The sequence below is a fragment of the Pseudomonas sp. 91RF genome (genome assembly GCF_003576265.1).
Classification (GTDB): Bacteria; Pseudomonadota; Gammaproteobacteria; order Pseudomonadales; family Pseudomonadaceae; genus Aquipseudomonas; species Aquipseudomonas kribbensis.
The window spans coordinates 1-21,132 of sequence record NZ_QWFC01000024.1 but is presented as its reverse complement, the minus strand read 5'-3'; the positions used below and the strand labels follow the sequence as shown (position 1 = coordinate 21,132).

The 21,132-nt window shown below is 59.1% G+C and carries 22 protein-coding genes and 1 other RNA gene; 8 read left to right on the top strand and 15 right to left on the bottom strand.

The window, feature by feature from the left end; translation table 11 throughout:
* Positions 1 to 364 precede the first annotated feature (364 nt).
* Together rnpB and rsmI are read right to left on the bottom strand one after the other, a co-directional pair.
* An RNA gene (rnpB, locus tag DXT77_RS11375) (RNase P RNA component class A) lies at positions 365 to 718 on the bottom strand.
* A 73-nt stretch (positions 719 to 791) separates the two neighbouring features.
* Positions 792 to 1,697, bottom strand: coding sequence for a 16S rRNA (cytidine(1402)-2'-O)-methyltransferase (gene rsmI / locus DXT77_RS11370; protein ID WP_119427680.1), 906 nt, complete (start codon positions 1,695 to 1,697; stop codon positions 792 to 794).
* 177 nt (positions 1,698 to 1,874) lie between these two features.
* Here rsmI and DXT77_RS11365 point away from each other — a divergent pair, with 177 nt between their 5' ends.
* The 4 genes from DXT77_RS11365 (at position 1,875) to DXT77_RS11350 (ending at position 5,319) form a co-directional block, all read left to right on the top strand.
* A complete protein-coding gene (locus tag DXT77_RS11365) occupies positions 1,875 to 3,686 on the top strand; it encodes a penicillin-binding protein activator (protein WP_119427679.1) in 1,812 nt (603 codons plus the stop codon).
* A complete protein-coding gene (locus DXT77_RS11360; protein ID WP_007956783.1) occupies positions 3,686 to 4,048 on the top strand; it encodes a YraN family protein in 363 nt (120 codons plus the stop codon). Before DXT77_RS11365 ends, DXT77_RS11360 begins: the two co-directional genes overlap by 1 nt.
* Before the next feature lie 102 nt (positions 4,049 to 4,150).
* Positions 4,151 to 4,744: a phosphoheptose isomerase gene (locus DXT77_RS11355; RefSeq protein ID WP_007928463.1), complete on the top strand. Its 594-nt coding sequence runs from the start codon at positions 4,151 to 4,153 to the stop codon at positions 4,742 to 4,744.
* Positions 4,741 to 5,319, top strand: coding sequence for a BON domain-containing protein (locus tag DXT77_RS11350; RefSeq protein ID WP_085709343.1), 579 nt, complete (start codon positions 4,741 to 4,743; stop codon positions 5,317 to 5,319). The genes DXT77_RS11355 and DXT77_RS11350 overlap by 4 nt, the downstream gene beginning before the upstream one ends.
* A gap of 52 nt (positions 5,320 to 5,371) precedes the next feature.
* Here DXT77_RS11350 and DXT77_RS11345 read toward each other — a convergent pair whose 3' ends face one another.
* The 7 genes from DXT77_RS11345 to rplM form a co-directional block, all read right to left on the bottom strand.
* Entirely contained in the window at positions 5,372 to 5,785 is a 414-nt protein-coding gene (locus DXT77_RS11345; RefSeq protein WP_065261496.1) for a ClpXP protease specificity-enhancing factor, read from the bottom strand.
* A gap of 16 nt (positions 5,786 to 5,801) precedes the next feature.
* Entirely contained in the window at positions 5,802 to 6,419 is a 618-nt protein-coding gene (locus DXT77_RS11340; RefSeq protein WP_007956788.1) for a glutathione S-transferase N-terminal domain-containing protein, read from the bottom strand.
* Between the two features lie 147 nt (positions 6,420 to 6,566).
* Positions 6,567 to 7,349 carry a cytochrome c1 gene (locus DXT77_RS11335; protein ID WP_064383969.1) on the bottom strand — a complete coding sequence of 261 codons (783 nt, stop codon included), beginning with the start codon at positions 7,347 to 7,349 and terminating at the stop codon, positions 6,567 to 6,569.
* Positions 7,349 to 8,560 (bottom strand): cytochrome bc complex cytochrome b subunit, encoded by a 1,212-nt coding sequence (locus DXT77_RS11330; protein WP_119427678.1) that lies wholly within the window; start codon positions 8,558 to 8,560, stop codon positions 7,349 to 7,351. The genes DXT77_RS11335 and DXT77_RS11330 overlap by 1 nt, the downstream gene beginning before the upstream one ends.
* Positions 8,560 to 9,153 carry a ubiquinol-cytochrome c reductase iron-sulfur subunit gene (gene petA, locus DXT77_RS11325; RefSeq protein ID WP_003228055.1) on the bottom strand — a complete coding sequence of 198 codons (594 nt, stop codon included), beginning with the start codon at positions 9,151 to 9,153 and terminating at the stop codon, positions 8,560 to 8,562. The genes DXT77_RS11330 and petA overlap by 1 nt, the downstream gene beginning before the upstream one ends.
* 269 nt (positions 9,154 to 9,422) lie before the next feature.
* Complete coding sequence (gene rpsI / locus DXT77_RS11320; RefSeq protein WP_119427677.1) at positions 9,423 to 9,815, bottom strand: 30S ribosomal protein S9; 393 nt, start codon at positions 9,813 to 9,815, stop codon at positions 9,423 to 9,425.
* 14 nt (positions 9,816 to 9,829) lie between these two features.
* On the bottom strand, positions 9,830 to 10,258 hold the full coding sequence (rplM, locus tag DXT77_RS11315; protein WP_007928449.1) for a 50S ribosomal protein L13: 429 nt from the start codon (positions 10,256 to 10,258) through the stop codon (positions 9,830 to 9,832).
* A 244-nt stretch (positions 10,259 to 10,502) separates the two neighbouring features.
* Between rplM and DXT77_RS11310 the strand changes: the two genes are divergently transcribed.
* Entirely contained in the window at positions 10,503 to 11,543 is a 1,041-nt protein-coding gene (locus tag DXT77_RS11310; protein ID WP_119427676.1) for an NADP(H)-dependent aldo-keto reductase, read from the top strand.
* Positions 11,544 to 11,592: 49 nt separating this feature from the next.
* Here the strand turns inward: DXT77_RS11310 and DXT77_RS11305 are convergent, their stop codons facing one another.
* Positions 11,593 to 12,729 (bottom strand): acyl-CoA dehydrogenase family protein, encoded by a 1,137-nt coding sequence (locus DXT77_RS11305; RefSeq protein ID WP_119427675.1) that lies wholly within the window; start codon positions 12,727 to 12,729, stop codon positions 11,593 to 11,595.
* 245 nt (positions 12,730 to 12,974) lie between these two features.
* Between DXT77_RS11305 and DXT77_RS11300 the strand changes: the two genes are divergently transcribed.
* Positions 12,975 to 13,871, top strand: a complete 897-nt coding sequence (locus DXT77_RS11300; protein ID WP_173861364.1) for a GlxA family transcriptional regulator — start codon at positions 12,975 to 12,977, stop codon at positions 13,869 to 13,871.
* 62 nt (positions 13,872 to 13,933) lie between these two features.
* On the opposite strand, the gene zapE is transcribed toward DXT77_RS11300, so the two are convergent.
* From zapE to DXT77_RS11285, 3 genes are all read right to left on the bottom strand, one after another.
* Entirely contained in the window at positions 13,934 to 15,028 is a 1,095-nt protein-coding gene (gene zapE / locus DXT77_RS11295) for a cell division protein ZapE (protein WP_085700854.1), read from the bottom strand.
* A 90-nt stretch (positions 15,029 to 15,118) separates the two neighbouring features.
* Positions 15,119 to 16,474: a tryptophan--tRNA ligase gene (locus tag DXT77_RS11290; RefSeq protein WP_119427674.1), complete on the bottom strand. Its 1,356-nt coding sequence runs from the start codon at positions 16,472 to 16,474 to the stop codon at positions 15,119 to 15,121.
* 24 nt (positions 16,475 to 16,498) lie between these two features.
* Positions 16,499 to 17,128, bottom strand: coding sequence for an alpha/beta hydrolase (locus DXT77_RS11285; RefSeq protein ID WP_119427944.1), 630 nt, complete (start codon positions 17,126 to 17,128; stop codon positions 16,499 to 16,501).
* Positions 17,129 to 17,272: 144 nt separating this feature from the next.
* On the opposite strand from DXT77_RS11285, the gene DXT77_RS11280 reads away from it, so the two are divergent.
* On the top strand, positions 17,273 to 17,707 hold the full coding sequence (locus DXT77_RS11280) for a YhcB family protein (protein WP_085709336.1): 435 nt from the start codon (positions 17,273 to 17,275) through the stop codon (positions 17,705 to 17,707).
* A gap of 67 nt (positions 17,708 to 17,774) precedes the next feature.
* On the opposite strand, the gene DXT77_RS11275 is transcribed toward DXT77_RS11280, so the two are convergent.
* Both DXT77_RS11275 and DXT77_RS11270 read right to left on the bottom strand, forming a co-directional pair.
* Positions 17,775 to 18,512, bottom strand: coding sequence for an OmpA family protein (locus tag DXT77_RS11275; protein WP_119427673.1), 738 nt, complete (start codon positions 18,510 to 18,512; stop codon positions 17,775 to 17,777).
* A gap of 116 nt (positions 18,513 to 18,628) precedes the next feature.
* Positions 18,629 to 19,270 carry an MBL fold metallo-hydrolase gene (locus tag DXT77_RS11270; RefSeq protein ID WP_119427672.1) on the bottom strand — a complete coding sequence of 214 codons (642 nt, stop codon included), beginning with the start codon at positions 19,268 to 19,270 and terminating at the stop codon, positions 18,629 to 18,631.
* 211 nt (positions 19,271 to 19,481) lie between these two features.
* Between DXT77_RS11270 and DXT77_RS11265 the strand changes: the two genes are divergently transcribed.
* The coding region (locus tag DXT77_RS11265; protein WP_147406994.1) for a M10 family metallopeptidase at positions 19,482 to 21,132 on the top strand (1,651 nt) is incomplete at its 3' end.

Below are 21,132 nucleotides of genomic sequence, written 5' to 3'. Positions count from 1 at the left end.
AACCCACTTCATGCCACTTTCCGCCACTTGCGCACACTATAGGAATGCGCCCACCACACCGTCAAGGCGCGGATCAAAGGAAAACCCTTACAGAACGGAGATTTAGGAGCATAAAGGGAGGAGCAACGAGAATCTGGCGGATGCTTTTATCCAACAACTTGAGACAGCACTGATAGCTGCGCTCGAAAGTTAAAGTAATTTGTTAAGAGTAAGATTTTTTCGGTATTACAAAAGCGCTTCTGCTGTTGATTGAAGCAAGGTGGGAAATGGCTATTACTGCGGTTGCCGCTGCCGGACTTCCAGAGCAGGCCTGCTGATAATAAACAGCCCTGTCGCCTTTAATTCAAGCAGGGAAAAGAAAAAGGTGGAGAGTCGATCTGTAAGCCGGGTTCTGTCTTGAACAGTCATTCGTCTACGATGGCCATCACTGGACATCTTTAGCAACCTACCCGGTCCCAGCGCGGGCCACGCCTTGGGACCCTATTTGGTCTTGCTCCAAGTGGGGTTTACCTAGCCACGAACTGTTGCCAGACGTGCGGTGCGCTCTTACCGCACCTTTTCACCCTTACCGGCGCCGAAGCGCTTAGGCGGTTATTTTCTGTGGCACTTTCCGTAGGCTCACGCCTCCCAGGCATTACCTGGCACTTCGCCCTATGGAGCCCGGACTTTCCTCCCCCCCCTAATTTTCATAGAGGGCAGCGACTGTCCGATCGACTCTCCGCCGCGCAGGTTAACGGCAGAGCGCCCGAAGAACAAGCGCTAATAGCCCGCAAACCGGTCTGCGCGACGGGTTACGCGTCTTTTTGCTGATCCAGCGCCACCTGATACAGCACGTTTTTGCGCTCACCGGTGATTTGCGCCGCCAGCGCTGCTGCACGCTTGAGCGGCATCTCTTCGAGCAGCAGATTGAGGATGCGCATCGCCTCACTGCTCACGGCGTCTTCCGACTCCGGTGCAGTCCAGCCAGCCACTACAACCACACACTCGCCACGCTGCTGATTGCTGTCCGCCTCGACGAATGCACGCAACTCGGCCAGCGGCAGGCCCTTGAGCGTTTCAAAGGTCTTGGTGATTTCACGGGCGAGCAAGGCCGGGCGATCAGCGCCGAACACGGCTTCCATATCTTGCAGGCACTCGAGAATACGATGTGGCGCCTCGTAAAAAATCAGCGTGCGCGGCTCTTCCTTGATGGCTTCCAGACGCGCCTTGCGCCCCACCGCCTTGGCCGGCAGAAAACCTTCGAAGATGAAACGGTCGGATGGCAGACCGGCCGCCGACAACGCCGCGATCAACGCACAGGCACCCGGCACCGGCACCACATTGATCCCGGCGGCACGCGCTTGGCGCACCAGGTGATAACCCGGATCGGAAATCAGCGGCGTACCGGCATCGGAAATCAGCGCGACATTGTCGCCAGCCAGCAGGCGAGTGATGAAACGACTGCCCTCATCACGCTCGTTGTGTTCATGGCAGGCCGCCAGCGGCGTGGAGATGCCAAAGTGCTGCATCAAACGCTGGGAATGGCGCGTGTCTTCGGCGGCAATCAGCGCCACTTCGCGCAGAATCTTCAACGCCCGGGCGCTGATGTCATCCAGGTTGCCGATGGGCGTCGCCACCACATAAAGCGAGCCCGCAGCGGAATTCAAAGCACCTGGAGCAGTCAAAGCGCACACCTCATGATCGGTAAAAGCCGCCATTGTAGCGCGTCACGCGCCCGGCGATGTGCTCGCGGCAGACACGGTTTGTCGCACCATTGTGCGGTCGCGCAACATTTACATCAGCTAAATTGACGGTTTCACACCAGCAACATCGCGCCCCGGCCAGCGCTTGGGTACAATTCGACGCTAATTTGATCGAGTATCAGGAACACTTACATGATCGCTTGCCTGCGGCTGTTCACTGCCCTCTGCCTCGCTGCCTTGCTGGCGGCTTGCGCCAGCTCCCCTTCCTCCAGCCTTGGCGAACTTCCACGGACTCCGGATGCCAGCATCGAGCAACTGCTCGAACAGGCCGCCCAGGCCAAATCGCCGGACAAGGCTGCACTGCTGCGCCTGAGTGCGGCAGACATGGCTTACCGCCAGGGCAATGCCGGACAGTCCGCGCAAATCCTGCAACAAGTGCCGATGGAACAACTCCAGCCAGGCCAGCAGGCATTCGCCAGCACTTTGTCTGCCGAATTGGCGATGACCCGCAACCAGCCGAAAGCCGCGCTAGCAGCCTTGAACCATCCAAGCCTGCAGCGCCTGAGCGAAATGTCGATTCCGCTGCAGGTTCGCGCCGGCACCGTTCACGCTCGCGCCCTTGAGGCCGATGGCCAGACACTGGCTGCCGCTCGCGAGCGCATCTTCATCGCGCCGATGCTGGAAGGTGAAGCCGCCAGCAAGAACCACGAAGCGATCTGGACCCTGATTGCGTCGCTGCCGACCGATCAACTGCAACCCAACGGGACCGACGACCTCGCAGGCTGGATGAGCCTGGCCCTGGCCGTGAAAACCGCCGGCACCCTGGAACAACAACAGGCGGCAATCGACGACTGGCGCTCGCAGCACCCGAAACACCCGGCCGCGATCAACCTGCCGCTGCCTCTGACCAAACTCAAGGAACTGGCCAGCCAGCCCCTGAGCAAGATTGCTCTGCTGCTGCCACAGGACGGCCAGCTCGCCTCGGTCGGCAAGGCCCTGCGTGACGGTTTCATGGCCGCGCACTACCAGGCCCAGCAAGCCGGTCAGAAACCACCGGCCATCGTGTTCTACGACAGCTCGCACCTGACCAGCATGGACGAGTTCTACCGCAAGGCCCAGGCCGACGGCGTGCAACTGGTTGTCGGGCCGCTGGAAAAACCACTGGTCAAACAGCTGAGCACCCGCCCGCAACTGCCGATCACCACTCTTGCGCTGAACTACAGCGAAGGCGACCAGGGCCCGGCGCAACTGTTCCAGTTCGGCCTCGCCGCTGAAGACGAAGCCCGCGAAGTGTCCCGCCGCGCCCGCGCCGACGGCTTGCACCGCGCCGCGATCATGGTGCCGAAAGGCGAATGGGGTGACCGCGTCCTGCGCGCATTCAGCCAGGACTGGCAAGCCAACGGCGGCAGCATTGTTGCCACCGAGCGTGTCGATCAACCTGTGCAACTGGCCCAGCAGATCGCCGACATGTTCCAGTTGCGCCAGAGCGAAGCCCGCGCCAAGAGCCTGCAGAACGCTGCCGGCACCAACGTCGCCGCTCAGCCTTCGCGTCGCCAGGACATCGAGTTCATCTTCCTGGCTGCCACTCCGCAGCAGGCGCAACAGATCAAGCCGACCCTGAACTTCCAGTACGCCGGTGACGTGCCGGTCTACGCGACCTCTCACGTGTTCAGCGCCAGCGGCGACGTGAACCAGTACAACGACATGAACGGCGTGCGCTTCTGCGAAACCCCGTGGCTGCTGGATGCCAACGACCCACTGCGCAAACAGGTCACTGCTCAGTGGCCACAAGCCGCCGGCAGCCTCGGCCGCCTGTACGCGATGGGTGTTGACGCCTACCGCCTGGCACCACGCCTGAGCCAGCTCAAGACCCTGCCGGACAGCCGCATCGACGGTCTGTCGGGCAGCCTGGGCATGACCCAGAGCCAACGCGTCGTACGTCAGTTGCCATGGGCCCAGTTTGTCAGCGGCCAGATCCAGCGCCTGCCGGACACCCCACGCTGATGCCCGACAGGTCACACCTGCAAAGCGGCAAGGATGCCGAGCGCCAGGCGCTCGAGCATCTGCAACACCAGGGTCTGCGCCTGCTGGCGCAGAACTGGTTATGTAAACGCGGCGAGCTTGATCTGGTCATGCTTGATGGCGATACAGTAGTATTCGTCGAAGTACGTTACCGAAAGAACACTCAATGGGGTGGAGCGCTCGACAGTATCGACGGGCGCAAACGGCAGAAACTGATTTTCGCCGCACAGTATTTTCTTCAGCGCGAGTCGCGTTGGGCCAATTCCCCCTGCCGCTTCGACGTGGTGGCCATCGACAGCCACCAGGGTCAGCTGAACTGGTTGCAGAATGCGTTCGACAGTTGAGCGCCTGCGCCGACCTGGACATTTTCACTCAACACTTTTGCTCTTTGCTTTGCGGGCTGCACATTCACGTGCCGGACAGCCGCGCTAATTAAGGTCACACAGATGGACATGCAATCCCGAATTCGCCAGCTTTTTCAGGCCAGTATCGACACCAAGCAACAGGCGATGGACGTACTTGCACCGCACATCGAGCAAGCCAGCCAGGTAATGGTCAACGCCCTGCTCAACGAAGGGAAAATGCTCTCGTGCGGCAACGGTGGCTCGGCCGGCGATGCCCAGCACTTTTCCTCGGAACTGCTCAACCGTTTCGAGCGCGAGCGTCCGAGCCTGCCGGCCATCGCCCTGACCACCGACAGTTCGACCATCACCTCGATCGCCAACGACTACAGCTACAACGAAGTGTTCTCCAAGCAGATCCGCGCACTCGGCCAGCCAGGCGATGTGTTGCTGGCGATTTCGACCAGCGGTAACTCGGCAAACATTATTCAGGCGATCCAGGCCGCACATGATCGCGAAATGATTGTCGTAGCTTTGACCGGACGCGATGGCGGCGGCATGGCGTCGCTGCTGCTGCCCGAGGACGTCGAGATTCGCGTACCGGCCAATGTCACCGCACGTATTCAGGAAGTCCACTTGCTGGCGATCCATTGCCTTTGTGATCTGATCGACAGCCAACTGTTCGGGAGTGAAGAATGACCCCTAATCGCCTTGGCCTTCTGGCCTTGACCCTGTGCCTCGGCATTACTGGCTGCACCTCCGTGGTGAATGCCAGCCGCGAAGCACCGATCGAAGACGATCGCGGCACCCGCACCTTCGGCAGCAAGATCGACGATTCATTGATCGAAACCAAAGTCGGCGTCAACGTGGCCAAGGCCGATCCGGGCCTGGACAATGACTCGCACATCGTCGTCACCAGCTTCAACGGCATCGTGCTGCTGGCCGGCCAGACCCCGCGCGAAGACCTCAAGGCCAAGGCCGAACAGGCTGCCGCCAATGTGCAACGCGTGAAGAAGGTGCACAACGAGCTGCAAGTGATCGCCCCTTCGAGCTTCCTCGCCCGCCAGAACGACTCCTGGCTGACGACCAAGATCAAGACCCAGATGCTGACCGACGCCAGCATCCCCGGCTCGCGCATCAAGGTCGTGACCGAGAACGGCATCGTCTATCTGCTCGGCCTGCTGACCAAGCAGGAAGCAGCCCAGGCCACCAATCTGGTCCAGGGCGTGTCCGGCGTGCAAAAGATCGTGAAACTGTTCGAGTACATCGACTGACCCCGCAAAACGCAGGCACAAAAAAAGGCGATCCGGTTGGATCGCCTTTTTATTACTTCACCACTTTCAGGCTTGGCCGGCCGCTTGGGCGCGGTGGTTCGCTGTCTGGTGGCGGAATATCGTCATCCTGCTCGATCTCGTCTTCGTCATCCATCGGCGACTCCAGATCGAACACCATGCCCTGACCGTTCTCCCGGGCGTAGATACCCAGGATCGCAGCAATCGGCACGTACAGGCTGTGCGGAACACCACCGAAGCGACCTTCGAAGGTCACGACGTCGTTGTCCATGTGCAAATGACGCACGGCACTCGGTGAAATATTCAGGACAATCTGTCCGTCACTGGCAAAGCCCTGTGGCACCTGCACTGCCGGGTACTCGGAATTGACCAGCATGTGCGGGGTGCAATCGTTATCCACAATCCACTCGTAGAGCGCGCGGACCAGATAAGGTCGACTGGAGTTCATAGCGGCTCCTTAAGCCTTAGCGCATGTCGCGTTCGACACCAGACAGACTCGCCTGGAAAGCCTCACGCGCAAATTGACGCTCCATATAATCAAGCAGCGGCTTGGCCGGCCGCGGCAGTTCTATACCCAGAATCGGCAAACGCCAGAGTATTGGCAATAGGCAGCAATCCACCAGACTTTGTTCCTCACTGAGGAAAAACGGCTTGTCGGCGAACAGCGGCGACACGCCCGTCAGGCTTTCACGCAATTCCTTGCGCGCCACGACACGCGCAGCTTCCTTGGTGCGTGAATCCAGAATCAGATCCACCAGACCACACCAGTCACGCTGGATACGGTGTATCAACAGACGGCTGTTGGCACGCGCCACCGGGTACACCGGCATCAATGGCGGATGCGGGTAACGCTCATCCAGGTACTCCATCACCACGGTCGACTCCCACAACGCCAGGTCACGATCGACCAGCGTCGGGAGACTGCCGTAAGGGTTCACCTCAATCAGTTTAGGCGGCTGACGACCAGCCTCCACAAAAATGATTTCGGCGCTGACACCCTTCTCTGCAAGCACGATGCGCACTCGGTGGGAATAGTGGTCGGCGGGGTCGGAGTAACAGGCCAACCGATTGGTCACGCCCATGGCGATCCTCCTCGCTTGTTGAAATAGTCGGAGCCGGAAAAACGCGCGCGCCCAGAGGGCGCCTCCCGCAGCACCTGGCTGACCAGGCTTTGCGTTTTCAGAGGCGCCCTTGGGCGCGCGCGATTAACAGCAATTGCTTGAAGCGTATCAGTGCACGTCTTTCCAGTATTCACGCTTGAGCAGGTAGGCGAACACAAAGAAGAACGCCAGGTACAGCAAGACGTAAGTACCGATGCGCTGATGTTGCAGCTTAACCGGGTTAGCCGAGTAAGCCAGGAAGGTTACCAGATTCTTGACCTTCTCATCGAACTGCTCTTCGTTCAGGGTGCCGGTTTTCGGCACGATGGTCAGTTGATCGCAGGCCTCATGAGTCAAAGGCGTACCGGTCAGCGGATCGTACTGCTTCTTGCCATCCTCGACGATCTGCACCTGTTTGCAACCCACGACCTGACGACCTTGCAGGCCGACCAGCACGTTAGGCATGCCGACGTTCGGGAAGACCTTGTTGTTCACGCCCCATGGACGCGCCGGATCTTCATAGAACGAACGCAGATAACCATAAAGCCAGTCGGTACCACGAACACGCGCCACCAGGGTCAGATCCGGCGGCGCCGCACCGAACCAGGTCTTGGCGTCGGCCGGCTGCATGCCGATGTTCATGTGATCGCCGATCTTGGCACCGGTGAACACCAGCTTCTCCAGCATCATTTCGTGCGGAACGCCGAGGTCATCGGCAACACGCTCGTAACGCTGGAACTTGGCGCTGTGGCAACCCATGCAATAGTTGGCGAAGGTTCGCGCACCATCCTGCAGGGCAGCCTTGTCGGAAACGTCGATGTCGACTTTTTCCAGTTCAGGACCACCGTGTTCCGCAGCAAAGGACAGCACCGGCAGGGCAGCAAAAATCAGAGCAAAAAATAACTTTTTCATCAGCCAGTCACCCTTTCCGGAACCGGTTTGGTCTTCTCGAGCCTGGTGTAGAACGGCATCAGAATGAAGTAGGCGAAGTACAGGAAGGTGCAGATCTGCGACACCAGCGTGCGCTCCGGCGTCGGAGCCAGAACCCCCAGAATGCCGAGGATCACGAAGGAAATGCAGAACACCACCAGCCAGATTTTGCTCATCCAGCCTTTGTAGCGCATCGACTTGACGGGACTGCGGTCGAGCCACGGCAGAACGAACAGCACCGCGATGGCCGCCCCCATGGCGATAACGCCCATGAGTTTGTCAGGAACCGCACGCAAGATTGCGTAGAACGGTGTGAAGTACCAGACCGGTGCAATGTGCTCTGGCGTCTTGAACGGGTTGGCTTGCTCGAAGTTTGGCTTTTCGAGGAAGTAGCCGCCCATTTCCGGAAAGAAGAACACAATGAAGCAGAAGATGAACAGGAACACCACAACACCGACAATGTCCTTCACGGTGTAGTACGGGTGGAAGGCAATACCATCCAGCGGGATGCCGTTTTCATCCTTGTGCTTCTTGATGTCCACGCCGTCCGGGTTGTTCGAGCCCACTTCGTGCAACGCCAGAATGTGCAGCACCACCAGACCGAGAATTACGATCGGCAAGGCCACCACGTGCAGGGCGAAGAAGCGGTTCAGGGTGATCCCGGAAATCAGGTAGTCACCACGGATCCACTGAGTCAGGTCATTGCCGATCACAGGAATCGCGCCGAACAGCGAGATGATCACTTGGGCACCCCAGTAGGACATCTGGCCCCATGGCAGCAGGTATCCCATGAAGGCTTCGGCCATCAGCGCCAGGTAGATCAGCATGCCGAACACCCACACCAGTTCGCGTGGTTTCTGGTACGAACCGTAGAGCAAGCCACGGAACATGTGCAGATAGACCACGATAAAGAACGCCGAAGCGCCGGTGGAGTGGAGCAAACGCAGGATCGAGCCGTACTCGACGTCGCGCATGATGTATTCGACGGAGGCGAACGCCTCTTCCGCCGACGGGGTGTAGCTCATGGTCAGCCAGACACCGGTGACGATCTGGTTGACCAGAACGAGCAGCGCCAGCGAGCCGAAGAAGTAGAAGAAGTTGAAGTTTTTTGGTGCGTAATACTTGCTGAGATGGTCTTCCCACATTTTGGTGGCGGGGAAGCGCGCATCAACCCAATCCATGAACTTGCTCATCACGCTTTCTCCGTATCGACGCCAATGACAATCAGGTCATCGGTCTCATAGGAATGCGGGGGTACTGGCAGGTTCAAAGGCGCAGGTTGCGACTTGTAGACGCGGCCAGCCAGATCGTAGTGGGAACCGTGGCAAGGGCAGAAATAGCCGCCTACCCAGTCTTTGCCCAGATCCGCGGGTGCCACTTCGGGACGGAAGGTCGGTGAGCAACCCAGGTGAGTGCAGATCCCGATCAGCAGCAGAATTTCCGGCTTGATCGAACGCACTTCAGGGTCGACATAGGTGGGTTGCGTGGAGTTTTTGGAGGTCGGATCGGAGAGCTGGCCCTCGATCTTCTTGAGATTCCCCAGGATTTCCGCAGTACGGCGAACGATGAATACCGGCTGGCCGCGCCATTCAGCAATCATCTGCTGTCCGGGCTCGATCTTGCTGACATTCACTTTCACCGGTGCGCCGGCAGCCTTCGCCTTGGCACTGGGAAACCATGACCCCACGAACGGGACCGCAGCCCCCACCGCTCCTGCAGCACCCACCACGGATGTGGCCGCTACCAAGAAGCGACGCCGGCCTGCATTCACGCCGTCATTGCTCATTCAGTCCTCTCCCATCAGCTTTGTGGCCTGTTAAATCAGGCATCTACTAAATATGAAACAATGTACTTATAAAAATTTTGCCGAATGGTAATGAAAACCCCCAATTCTGACAAGGTAATTACCCGGAGGGCTGGCCCTCAAGCCTTGTAGTATAGGGGGTCTACGAATGTGGCAAGTTGTCACAGCGCAATTATTCGAGAAATCGCACGCATAAAAAAACGCCCGGTTCCGTGAGGAATCGGGCGTTCTTTTTGAACGCGGAAGCGGAATTAACGCTTCGAGTACTGCGGACGCTTACGCGCTTTACGCAGACCAACTTTCTTACGTTCAACTTCACGGGCGTCGCGGGTAACGAAGCCAGCTTTGCGCAGAGCGCTACGCAGGGTTTCGTCGTAGTCCATCAGAGCGCGAGTGATACCGTGGCGGATTGCGCCAGCCTGACCACTTACACCACCGCCGATCACGGTGACGTAGATGTCGAACTTCTCGACAGTCTCGGTCAGCTCCAGCGGCTGACGAACTACCATGCGGGCAGTTTCGCGGCCGAAGAAGGTTTCCAGCGAACGGTTGTTGATGGAGATGTTACCAGTACCCGGACGCAGGAAAACGCGTGCGGTTGCGGTCTTGCGACGGCCAGTGCCGTAATTTTGAGTCGCCGACATAATGAACTATTCCGTTAAATCTTCAGTTCTTGGGGCTGCTGAGCAGTATGAGGGTGTGCAGCGCCCGCATAGACTTTCAGCTTACGGTACATGTCGCGACCCAGCGGGTTCTTAGGCAGCATGCCTTTAACCGCGGTCTCGATCACGCGCTCAGGGGCCTTGGCGATCAGTTTTTCAAAGTTGATCGACTTGATACCGCCCGGGAAACCGGAGTGGGAGTAGTACATTTTGTCAGTGGTTTTAGCACCGGTTACACGAACTTGCTCGGCGTTGATCACGACGATGTAGTCGCCGGTGTCAACGTGAGGAGTGTACTCAGGCTTGTGCTTGCCACGCAGACGGCTCGCGATTTCGGTGGCCAGACGACCCAGGGTCTGACCAGCAGCGTCGACGACAAACCAGTCGCGCTTTACTGTTTCCGGTTTAGCAGTAAAAGTTTTCATTCTTTATAGCCTCAGGGGCCGCCTGTAAATAAGACGGCGGATCTTACTGAATAGTGCGTACTTTGACAAGTCAAAGGCAGCCGGATACAGACGCTTTCGGGGGCTCGGGTCGGCGCGTCCGTTCAACGGCAAGATTCTTCGGCGGCGGGGCATCACTTCCACTGCAGAAAGAGGTCGGCAATTATGCAGATTGCGAAAAAAATTTCAACCTGCTTTTATGCTTGTTTTGCCCAAGGAGCACCCGATGGACTATCGCCAGCTAGGCCGTACCGACCTGAACGTGAGTGCAATCTGCCTCGGCACCATGACCTGGGGCGAGCAAAACACTGAAGCCGAAGCCTTCGCCCAGATCGAGCGGGCCAAGGGCGCCGGGATCAATTTCATCGACACCGCCGAGATGTACCCGGTGCCGCCGAAAGCCGAAACCTATGCCACCACCGAGCGCTACATCGGCAATTATTTCAAGAGTCGCGGCGACCGCGCCGACTGGATCCTCGCCAGCAAGGTCGCCGGCCCCGGCAACACCATCGACTATATCCGCGACAAGAACCTGCGCCACAACCGCCAGCACATCACCGAAGCCGTGGACGCCAGCCTCAAGCGCCTGCAGACCGATTACATCGACCTGTATCAACTGCACTGGCCGGAGCGCAGCACCAACTTTTTCGGACAACTGGGCTACAAACACAAGATCGAAGCCAACCTCACTCCGCTCGAAGACACCCTCGAAGCGCTCGATGAGCAAGTGAAGGCCGGCAAGATCCGCCACATCGGTCTGTCCAACGAAACCCCGTGGGGCACCATGCGCTTCCTCGCCCTGGCCGAAGCCCGTGGCTGGCCGCGCGCCGTATCGATCCAGAACCCGTATAACCTGCTCAATCGCAGCTTCGAAGTCGGTCTGGCCGAGATCGCCATTCGCGAACAGTGCGGCTTGCTCGCCTATTCGCCGCTGGCATTCGGCTTCCTGTCAGGCAAGTACGAAGGTGGCGCCCGCCCGCCAAAAGGTCGTCTGAGCCTCTACAGCCGCTTCAGCCGCTACTTCAACGCGCAATCGGAAGCGGCGTGCAGCCGTTACGTGGCACTCGCCCGGGAACATGGCCTGGATCCGGCGCAAATGGCGCTGGCCTTCGTCAATCGGCAACCGTTCGTCACCAGCAACATCATCGGGGCGACGACGCTGGAGCAACTGGACAGCAACATTGCCAGTTTCTATCTGAATCTTTCAGACGAAGTGCTTGAAGGGATTGAAGCGATTCACAAGGATCATCCGAACCCGGCACCTTGATCCGGCACTAAAAGCCGCGCTCCCACGCACAAACGTGGGAGCGCCCGGGTCATAGCGACCGCGCAATAATTTCTTTCATGATTTCGTTGGTGCCGGCATAGATCCGCTGCACCCGCGCATCCGCCCACGCCCGGGCCACCGGGTACTCCCACATGAAACCGTAGCCGCCATGCAACTGCACGCACTCGTCGAGCACCTTGCATTGCAGGTCGGTGCCCCAGTATTTGGCCATTGCCGCCGTCGGCACATCCAGCTTGCCCTGAAGGTGCAGCTCCAGGCAGCGATCGACGAATACGCGGCCGATCTGAATCTCGGTGGCCATTTCCGCCAGTTTGAAGCGGGTATTCTGGAAGTCGGCGATGGCCTTGCCGAAGGCCTTGCGGTCACGGGTGTAATCCAGCGTCCATTGCAGTGCTGCCTCGGCTGAAGCCAACCCGCCAATCGCCACCGTCAACCGCTCCTGCGGCAGTTCCTGCATCAGATACGCAAACCCGGCCCCGGCCTGCCCCAACAGGTTTTCCTTCGGCACTCGCACGTCCTGGAAGAACAATTCCGACGTATCCTGGGCCTTCATTCCGACCTTCTCCAGGCGCTTGCCCTTGTCGAAGCCCGGCGTGTTCGCCTCTACCAGAAACAGGCTGGTGCCCTTGGCGCCGGCCTTGGGATCGGTCTTGGCAACGACAATCACCAGATCCGCCAAGAAGCCATTGGTGATAAAGGTTTTCGAGCCGTTGATCACATACTCGTCACCGTCCAGCACGGCGGTGGTCTTGACCCCCTGCAAGTCGGAACCCGCGCCTGGCTCGGTCATGGCGATGGCGCTGACCATCTCGCCGGACACCAGTTTCGGCAGGTATTTCTGCTTCAGCGCCTCGCTGCCGTAATGCAGGATGTACGGCGCAACGATGTCCGAATGCAGCGAGAAACCGATGCCGGTCAGGCCCAGTCGCCCCACTTCCTCGATCACCACGGCGCTGTACAGGAAGTCCGCCCCCAGCCCGCCGTATTCCTCCGGCAGATGCGAACAGAGCATCCCCGCCTCCCCTGCCTTGCTCCAGAGTTTACGGTCGATGTAGCCTTGTTTTTCCCATTGCCCGTGGAACGGCACCGCCTCTTTTTCAAGGAAAGTCCGCACGCTGTCGCGGAACAATTCGTGCTCGGAGCTGAACAGGGTTCTGGGAATCATGCGTCACCTTTCGTTCTTGTTGGAGGGATCAGTCCTTCAGAGACTAAGCCGCACACCCGTTACAGGACACTGGACACATCCGACAAAAAATAAGACGATCCAGCCGTCTGGTGACCACTTTCCCTTATAAAAACAAAAGTTGAATTATGTCCAAGCAAGTCTCCACGCCCTTGCGGCGCGTCAGCATCCTGGCGATCGACCGGGTTTTCGCTTCCACCCTCATGCAAGCCAAGGATTTCTTCCATCTGGCCAGCCTGCGTTACGGCAAACAACTGGGCCACGGCCTGACTCCGGCGTTCGAAACCCGCCTGGTCAGCCCCGACGGCAAACCGGTTAACAGCTTCAGTGACGTGGTCATGCCGGTGGACGGCGGTCTGGAAAACGCCGACGTCATCATCCTCCCGGCCTTCTGGGATGACTTCGACACGCTGTGCCAACGTTATCCACAGGTCCTGCCGTGGCTGCGTGAACAACATGCGCGCGGCGCCGTCCTCTGCGGCGAGGCCACCGGGGTGTTCTGGCTGGCCGAGGCCGGCCTGCTCAACGGCAAGGAAGCGACCACCTACTGGCGTTTCTTCAATGCCTTCGCCGAGCGTTTTCCGCAGGTCTATCTCAATCAGGACAAGCACCTGACCGACGCCGACAACCTGTACTGCGCCGGCGGCACCACCTCGGCCTGTGACCTCTATATCTATCTGATCGAACGCTTCTGCGGTGCCAATGTGGCCCAGGCAGTGGCTCGTGACATTCTTTATGAAGTACAGCGCAGCTACTCACCGGGCCGCATCGGTTTCGGCGGCCAGAAGCTGCACCAGGACGTGATCATCCTGCAGATCCAGCACTGGCTCGAAGAGCATTTCGCCGACAAGTTCCGTTTCGAGGACGTGGCCCGCGAGCACGGCATGAGCATTCGCAACTTCATGCGCCGCTTCCAGACCGCCACCGGTGACAAGCCGCTGCATTATCTGCAACGGCTGCGCATCGAGACCGCCAAGGGCCTGCTCTCCGGCAGCCGCAAGAGCATCAAGACCATCAGCTACGAAGTCGGCTACGACGATGCGAGCTTTTTCGCACGCCTGTTCCGCCAGCACACCGAACTGTCGCCGAACCAGTATCGACAGCAGTTTCAGCAAGCTGCCTGACGATTCGACCAGACACAAAAAAGGGCCTGCATCTGCAGGCCCTTTTTGTTTGCCGAATCCGTTTAAGGCTTGTGTGCCCGGGACAGGAATTCGTGGGATTGCATCTCCAGCAGGCGGCTGAGGGTCCGCTGGAATTCGAACGTCAGACGCCCGCCGGTGTACAGGTCTTTCAACTCGACTTCGGCAGAAATGATCAGCTTGACGTTACGGTCGTAGAACTCGTCGACCATGTTGATGAACCGACGGGCGATGTCGTCGGTGGTGACGCTCATCTGCTCCACGCCACTGAGCAGCACGGCGTGGAAGATCTTGCCCAGTTCGATGTAGTCGTTCTGGCTGCGCGGGCCGTCACACAGTTCGCGGAAGTCGAACCAGGCCACGTCATCGCAGGTGCGCAGGGCGCGGATTTCGCGGTTCTCGATGATCAGCACATCGTTTTCCACAGCGGCCGTGCATTCAGGCGTCAGCGCTCGGAAGCTCTTGCGCAGGCTCTCGTGGGCGACCTCGTCGAGCGGGAAGTGGAACAGCTCTGCCTGCTCAAGGTGACGCAGACGGTAATCGACACCGCTGTCGACGTTGACGATTTCGGTGTTCTGCTTGATCAGCGCGATGGCCGGCAGGAAGCGCGCGCGTTGCAGGCCATCCTTGTACAGACCGTCCGGCACGATGTTCGAAGTGGCGACCAGGGTTACGCCGTTCTTGAACAGCTCTTCCATCAGCGTGCCGAGGATCATGGCATCGGTGATGTCGGAAACGAAGAATTCATCGAAGCAGATGACCCGCGATTCAGTCGCAAAACGCTTGGCGATGATGGTCAGCGGGTTTTTCTCGCCGCCGAGGGTCTTCATCTCTTCGTGCACGCGCTTCATGAAGCGGTGGAAGTGGGTGCGGGTCTTTTCCTTGAATGGCAACGCTTCGAAGAAGGTGTCCACCAGGTAAGTCTTGCCGCGGCCCACGCCGCCCCAGAAGTACAGGCCCTTGACCGGCGTCTGATCCTTTTTGCCAAACAGCTTGCCCAGCAAACCCGGCTTGTTCTGCTCGGCCGCGATCAGATCGTCGTACAGGCGTTGCAAGTGACGCACGGCAGTTTCCTGCGCCGCGTCATGGAAGAAGTCCGGGCGTTTCAGATCAGCTTGATATCGTTCTAGGGGCGTCATAATTCGTTAGCAAGGCAACAAAAACGGGCCGTCACTGTAGCGATGGCCCGTGGGAATGGCAATCGGCCCTTGGTCGGGCCGGCCCGTTGATTATTCCTGAACCGGTGTCAGAGCGATCCGCAAAGCCTCGACGGCAGCATCCCGCGCAGCCACGTCGGCGAACGCCGGGCTGTCACCGACACACTCGCCTTGCAGCCAGACGCTGAAGCTCAGGTCTTCGTTGCGTACATCCAGCGCCTGACCCGATTGCAGTTGCTTGGTCACCTGGCCGGCGGTTTTACCATCGGCGAAGTTGCGCGACAGCAGCAATTGCTCGCCGTCAGCCGCCAGCAGACGGAAACGGAAGCTGCCGTCGTCTTCGCGGAAGCTGACGAAGCGCGCGGCTTTCGCGGCTTTCTTCTTGGTGGTCGCAGCCACCTGAACCTGATTGACGAACGAGCGCAGGCCGACCGCTTCGCGCAGCTCATTAAGGAACGGCGTCGCCACCGCACGGGCCTTCTTGGCGCCGTGCTGCAGGATGTCTTCCAGATCTGCCGGACGCTCGATCAACTGGTGGTAACGCTCGCGGGACTCGCCCAGCTCGTTGTCGAGCAACTGGAACAGACGGTTCTTCGCTTCGCCCCAACCCAGACCGCCCAGCAGCTCGCTGCGGAACTCATCGGCCTGCGCCGGCGTGGCGAACGCCTGGAACAGGGTGAACAGGTGCGAGTTGTCCGGATCTTTCGCTTCGCCCGGCGCACGGGAGTCGGTAACGATGCGCGAGATCGCGTCCTTCATGTCCTTGGCGCTGGTGAACAGCGGGATGGTGTTGTCGTAGCTCTTGGACATCTTGCGACCGTCCAGGCCCGGCAACGTGGCGACGCTCTCCTCGATCAGCGCTTCGGGCATGGTGAAGAACTCCTTGCCCTGACCAAACAGGTGGTTGAAGCGCTGGCCGATGTCGCGGGCCATTTCCACGTGCTGGATCTGGTCGCGACCGACCGGCACCTTGTGCGCGTTGAACATCAGGATGTCCGCCGCCATCAGCACCGGATAGCTGTACAGACCCATGGTGATGCCGGCATCCGGGTCTTCGCCGGTCTCGACGTTCTTGTCCACCGAAGCCTTGTAGGCGTGAGCACGATTGAGCAGGCCCTTGGCGGCGACGCAGGTCAGCAGCCAGGTCAGCTCGGGGATCTCCGGAATGTCGGACTGACGGTAGAACGTCACACGATCCACATCCAGACCACCGGCCAGCCAGGTCGCAGCGATTTCCAGACGCGAGCGCTGGATGCGCAACGGGTCATCGCACTTGATCAGGGCGTGATAGTCGGCCAGGAAGTAGAACGAGTCGGCGTTCGTGTCACGGCTGGCGACGATCGCCGGGCGGATGGCACCGGCGTAGTTGCCCAGGTGCGGGGTGCCGGTGGTGGTGATGCCGGTGAGGATGCGGGTACGGTTCGTCATGGGTAATCGCTTGTCAGACTGCAATCAATTCGAAAGACGCGGCAGGATCAGATCCTTGAGATCGGTCAGCTTGCCATGAAAAAAGTGTCCGCATTCTGCCACTTTCAGCAGCTCATGGGGGCGGCGGAGTTTGTCGGACCATTCGTAGACCAGTTGCGGATCGATCACTTCGTCGGTTTCCGGCTGGATCACGGTCAGCTCACCGTGCTGCGGCAACTGATCCTGATCGCCCAGGCGCATGACCGCAGGCGCGACCATGAACAGATGCTTGAGCGCCACGCCTTGTGCTTCAAGACGACCGCCGAGACTTGCTGCAACAAATCCGCCGAAGGAGAAACCGAACAGGGTCAACGGCAGATCCGGGTGTTTTTCCAGCAGCCAGGCAGCGGCTGCCCGGGCGTCATCGACTTCACCGCTGCCCATGTCATGGGAACCTTCGCTGGCACCGACGCCGCGGTAGTTGAAGCGCAGGGTGATCAGGCCCGCGTCGCGCGCGGTGCGCTGCAGGGTCGAGACGACCTTGTTGAGCATGGTGCCGCCCTGCACCGGGTTGGGATGGCAGATCAGCGCGATGCCGCGTGGCTGTTCGTTATCCAGATACAGGGATTCAAGTTGACCCACCGGGCCATCAATCACTACAGGGGTTTCACGCATCAGCAAGGAAGGAACTCCGTGACCTCGAATCGGGTCGACTCGTCTAGCAAATTGTCTGTGCCAATCTATTGCGAGTGAATCGCGGTATACAGCGCAGGTTCGAGCCGTTAACGTAAAGCAAAGCCGTTTATAGAGGAAGGACTCGTGGAACACTCGCTCTTAGTTTGGTTGTTACCGACTCTTGCCCTGGTTGTGGGTGTCGCCATTGGTTTCCTGATCGCACGCGTTGCGCCGAATGCCGCGCCCAGCCGCACACAGCGTCAACTGGACGACATTCAGGAACGTTTCGACAGTTATCAGAATGAAGTGGTGACCCACTTCAACAGCACCGCCAATCTGGTCAAGAAGCTGACCCAGAGCTATCAGGAAGTGCAGGACCATCTCGCCGAGGGCGCCAATCGTCTGGCCCTGGACGAACAGACCCGTCAGCGTCTGCTGGCCTCTCTGCACTCCGAAGCGGTTCAGGCTCCACGTGAACGCCTGACGCCACCGCACAGCCAGGAGCCACCGCGCGACTACGCGCCGAAGACCCCTAACTCGCCTGGCATGCTGGATGAGCACTACGGCCTGAAGAAGTAATCAGCCTTCGCACCAACAAAAAGCCCCCGGACAATCACTTGTCCGGGGGCTTTTTTGTACCTGACGGTTACGGATACTGCTGAACCGTACCCGGCTGTTGTTGCTGCTGACCCCCGTACTGCTGGCCCGGGATCGCCTTCAGGTTGACTTCAACGCGACGGTTCTGCGCACGGCCATTGACGTCACCGTTGCTGGCGATCGGATTATCCGGGCCGGCACCACGGGCCGACAGGTTGGCACCGCTGACGCCTTGCGAAGTCAGGTAAGTCGCCACGCTCTGCGCACGACGCTGGGAAAGGTCCATGTTGTGCTGGCGACTGCCGGTGCTGTCGGTGTACCCGACGATCTCGATCTGGTTCTGGTTGAACTCCTTGAGCGAGTTGGCCAGGTTGTTCAGCGGCTGGTAGAAGCTTGGAGCGATGTTCGCCGAATCGGTGGCGAAGGTAATGTTGCCCGGCATGATCAGCTTGATCTGGTCGCCCTGACGCTGCACTTCAACGCCGGTGTTGGCCATGCTGGCGCGCAGTTTCTTCTCCTGCTGATCGGCGTAGTAACCGTAACCGGCAGCGGAAGCACCGACGACGGCAGCGCCGATCAGGGCGCCCTTACCGCGGTTATTGTGATCGATGGCAGCACCGGCCAGCGCACCGGCCAGTGCACCGAGGCCGCCGTACTTGGCGGTTTTGCTCATGCCCTGGGAGCCACCGTCGGCCTGACCCTGATTGTCATAGGGGTTGGGCGAGGCGCAGCCGGACAGTACGGCTACGGCAGTAGCGACAATAATCAAACGACGCGTGGTGAACATGGAGAGCTCCTACTTTTTTGCATTCTGTGGTGCAACGGCCGTTTGGCAATGGACCTTTGCGGGCGTTGGATCATGACAATGCACAAAAATTCCGCCGGGCACTCGTGACAAAATGTTTAGGCGCGCACGAACGGATTTTCCCGCATTTCATCGCCCAGACGCGTATCCGGGCCATGTCCGGCCACAACGGTCGCGTCCTCATCCAGTGTGTACAGCCGCTGCTTGATCGATCGCACGATGGTCGCCTGATCGCCGCCCCACAAATCCGTGCGCCCTACTCCGCGCCGGAACAATGTGTCACCGGCAATCAACAGCTTAGCCTCGGAAAACCAAAAGCTCATGGAACCGGGTGTATGCCCCGGCGTGTGCAGCGCCACGCCGCAGCCGCAAGCGAGTTCCTCGTCGTCGCTCAGCCAGCGATCCGGTGACGGCACCGGGGTGTAGGGCACACCGAACATCTGGCATTGCATCTCCAGGTTGTCCCACAGGAACTGATCCTCTTTATGCAGGTGCAGGGTTGCACCGGTTTTCTCTTTCATCTGACCGGAGGCGAGGAAGTGATCGAGGTGCGCGTGGGTGTGGATGATGCTCACCACCTTCAGCCCCAGGGCATCGAGACGGGCCATGATCAGATCAGGGTTACCGCCCGGGTCGACGACGATGGCTTTCTTCGTGATCGGGTCGCCGATGATCGTGCAGTTGCACTGCAAAGGACCGACGGGGAAGGTTTCACGGATTAAGGAACTGGGAACGGTCATGGATATGGATGGCCTGTAATAGACAAAAGGCAGTGAAACGGGCTTCAGGATTCTACTCGACTCGCCGATACAGTTCGCCCGGTCAGTTATTTGACGCCATCGATCAGAAAGTAGTGGCCAGATGATGTCAAACGTAACGTTTCTGGTGCAGAATCGCCTTTTTTGTAGCGGTCGCATTCAGGAAGGACCGCAGCCCATCCAGGAAATCCACATGCCTCGTCCTACTGGTTACACCGATACTTGGTCCGCGTCCCTGACTGGCTCTGCCCCCGTCAACAGTCTCATTGGCGGTACAAAATGGGAAAGCGTCAAGTGGAGCGATCCCACCGCCGTCACTTCGCTGACCTACAGTTTCATGACGCCGGGTGTTTCGTATTTCGCGATCAACTACAGCTCGAAAAACGAGTATCTGGATTCGTACTCGCTGACAGCCGCTCAGCAGACCGCCGTTTCCAATGCACTCGATTCCTGGAGTTCCGTCGCCAACATCCTGTTCAGCAAGACCAGTGACAACATCGTCAATGTCGGTGACCTGCGTTTCGGCGGTTACGCGTCCATGGACGAAAAAACGGCCGCGTGGGCTTACCTGCCTGACGAGACCCCAAAGGGCGGGGACGTGTGGATTGGCCCGGAGACCAACAGCCTGTCGCCGGTCAAGGGGTCGTACGATTACCTGACGTTCATGCACGAGATCGGCCATGCGATCGGCCTCAAACACCCCTTCTCGGCGAGCGCCTTGAACCCGACGGTCATCGACCCGTCCGTGGACGATGTCCGTTACACCATCATGAGCTACAACGACTCCTATTCGTACCAGCCGACCACTCCGATGCTTCTGGACATCCTCGCGATCCAGAACCTTTATGGCGCCAATACTCACTGGCAGGCCGGCAACACAACTTACAGCTGGGCGCCTACCCAGTCGGTGTTCGAGACAATCTGGGATTCGGGCGGTATCGATACCATCGACGGCAGCAACCAATTGGCCGGGGTGAAAATCAACCTGAATGAAGGCCAGTTCAGCAACATCGGCAAGAGCTTCCTCGACCTCAACACGCTGACGGCCATCAACAACGGTCTGACCATCGCCTGGGGTACCAAGATTGAAAACGCCGTCGGCTCTGCGTTTGACGACGTGCTGACCGGTAACGCGCTGGATAACCTGCTGGTTGGCAACGAGGGCGCCGATACCATGATCGGCGGTGCCGGCAACGACACTTACTATGTCGACAATGTCGGCGACGTAGTCGTCGAAACCAGTACCCTGGCCTCGGAAATCGACACGGTCAACTCCTCGATCGACTACACCCTGGGTGCCAACGTAGAAAACCTTAACCTGATCGGCGGCGCCAATCTCAATGCCACCGGCAACGAACTGGGCAACCGCATCACCGGCAACTCCGGCAACAACATCATCGACGGTGGCGCAGGTGCCGATTACATGGCGGGTGGCACCGGCAATGACACCTACATCGTTGATAACGTCGGCGATTACGTCGTTGAAACCAGCACCATTGCCAGCGAAATCGACACTGTCAGGTCTTCGGTTTCATTTACTTTGGGTGCCAACGTCGAAAACCTGACCCTGACCGGCACCGCCAACATCGACGGCATCGGTAACTCGCTGAACAACGTGCTGATCGGCAACGACGGCAACAACCAGCTCAACGGCGGCGCAGGCCTGGACACCATGATCGGCGGCAAGGGCGATGACGCCTACGGCATCGATCAGGCTGGCGAACTGGCCCTGGTTCAGGAAAACGCCAACGAAGGCAACGACACCCTGGCCATCGTTTACACCGCCACCGCGCAGAACAACGTGATCGACCTGAACCTGAGCAACCTGCAGAACGTCGAGAACG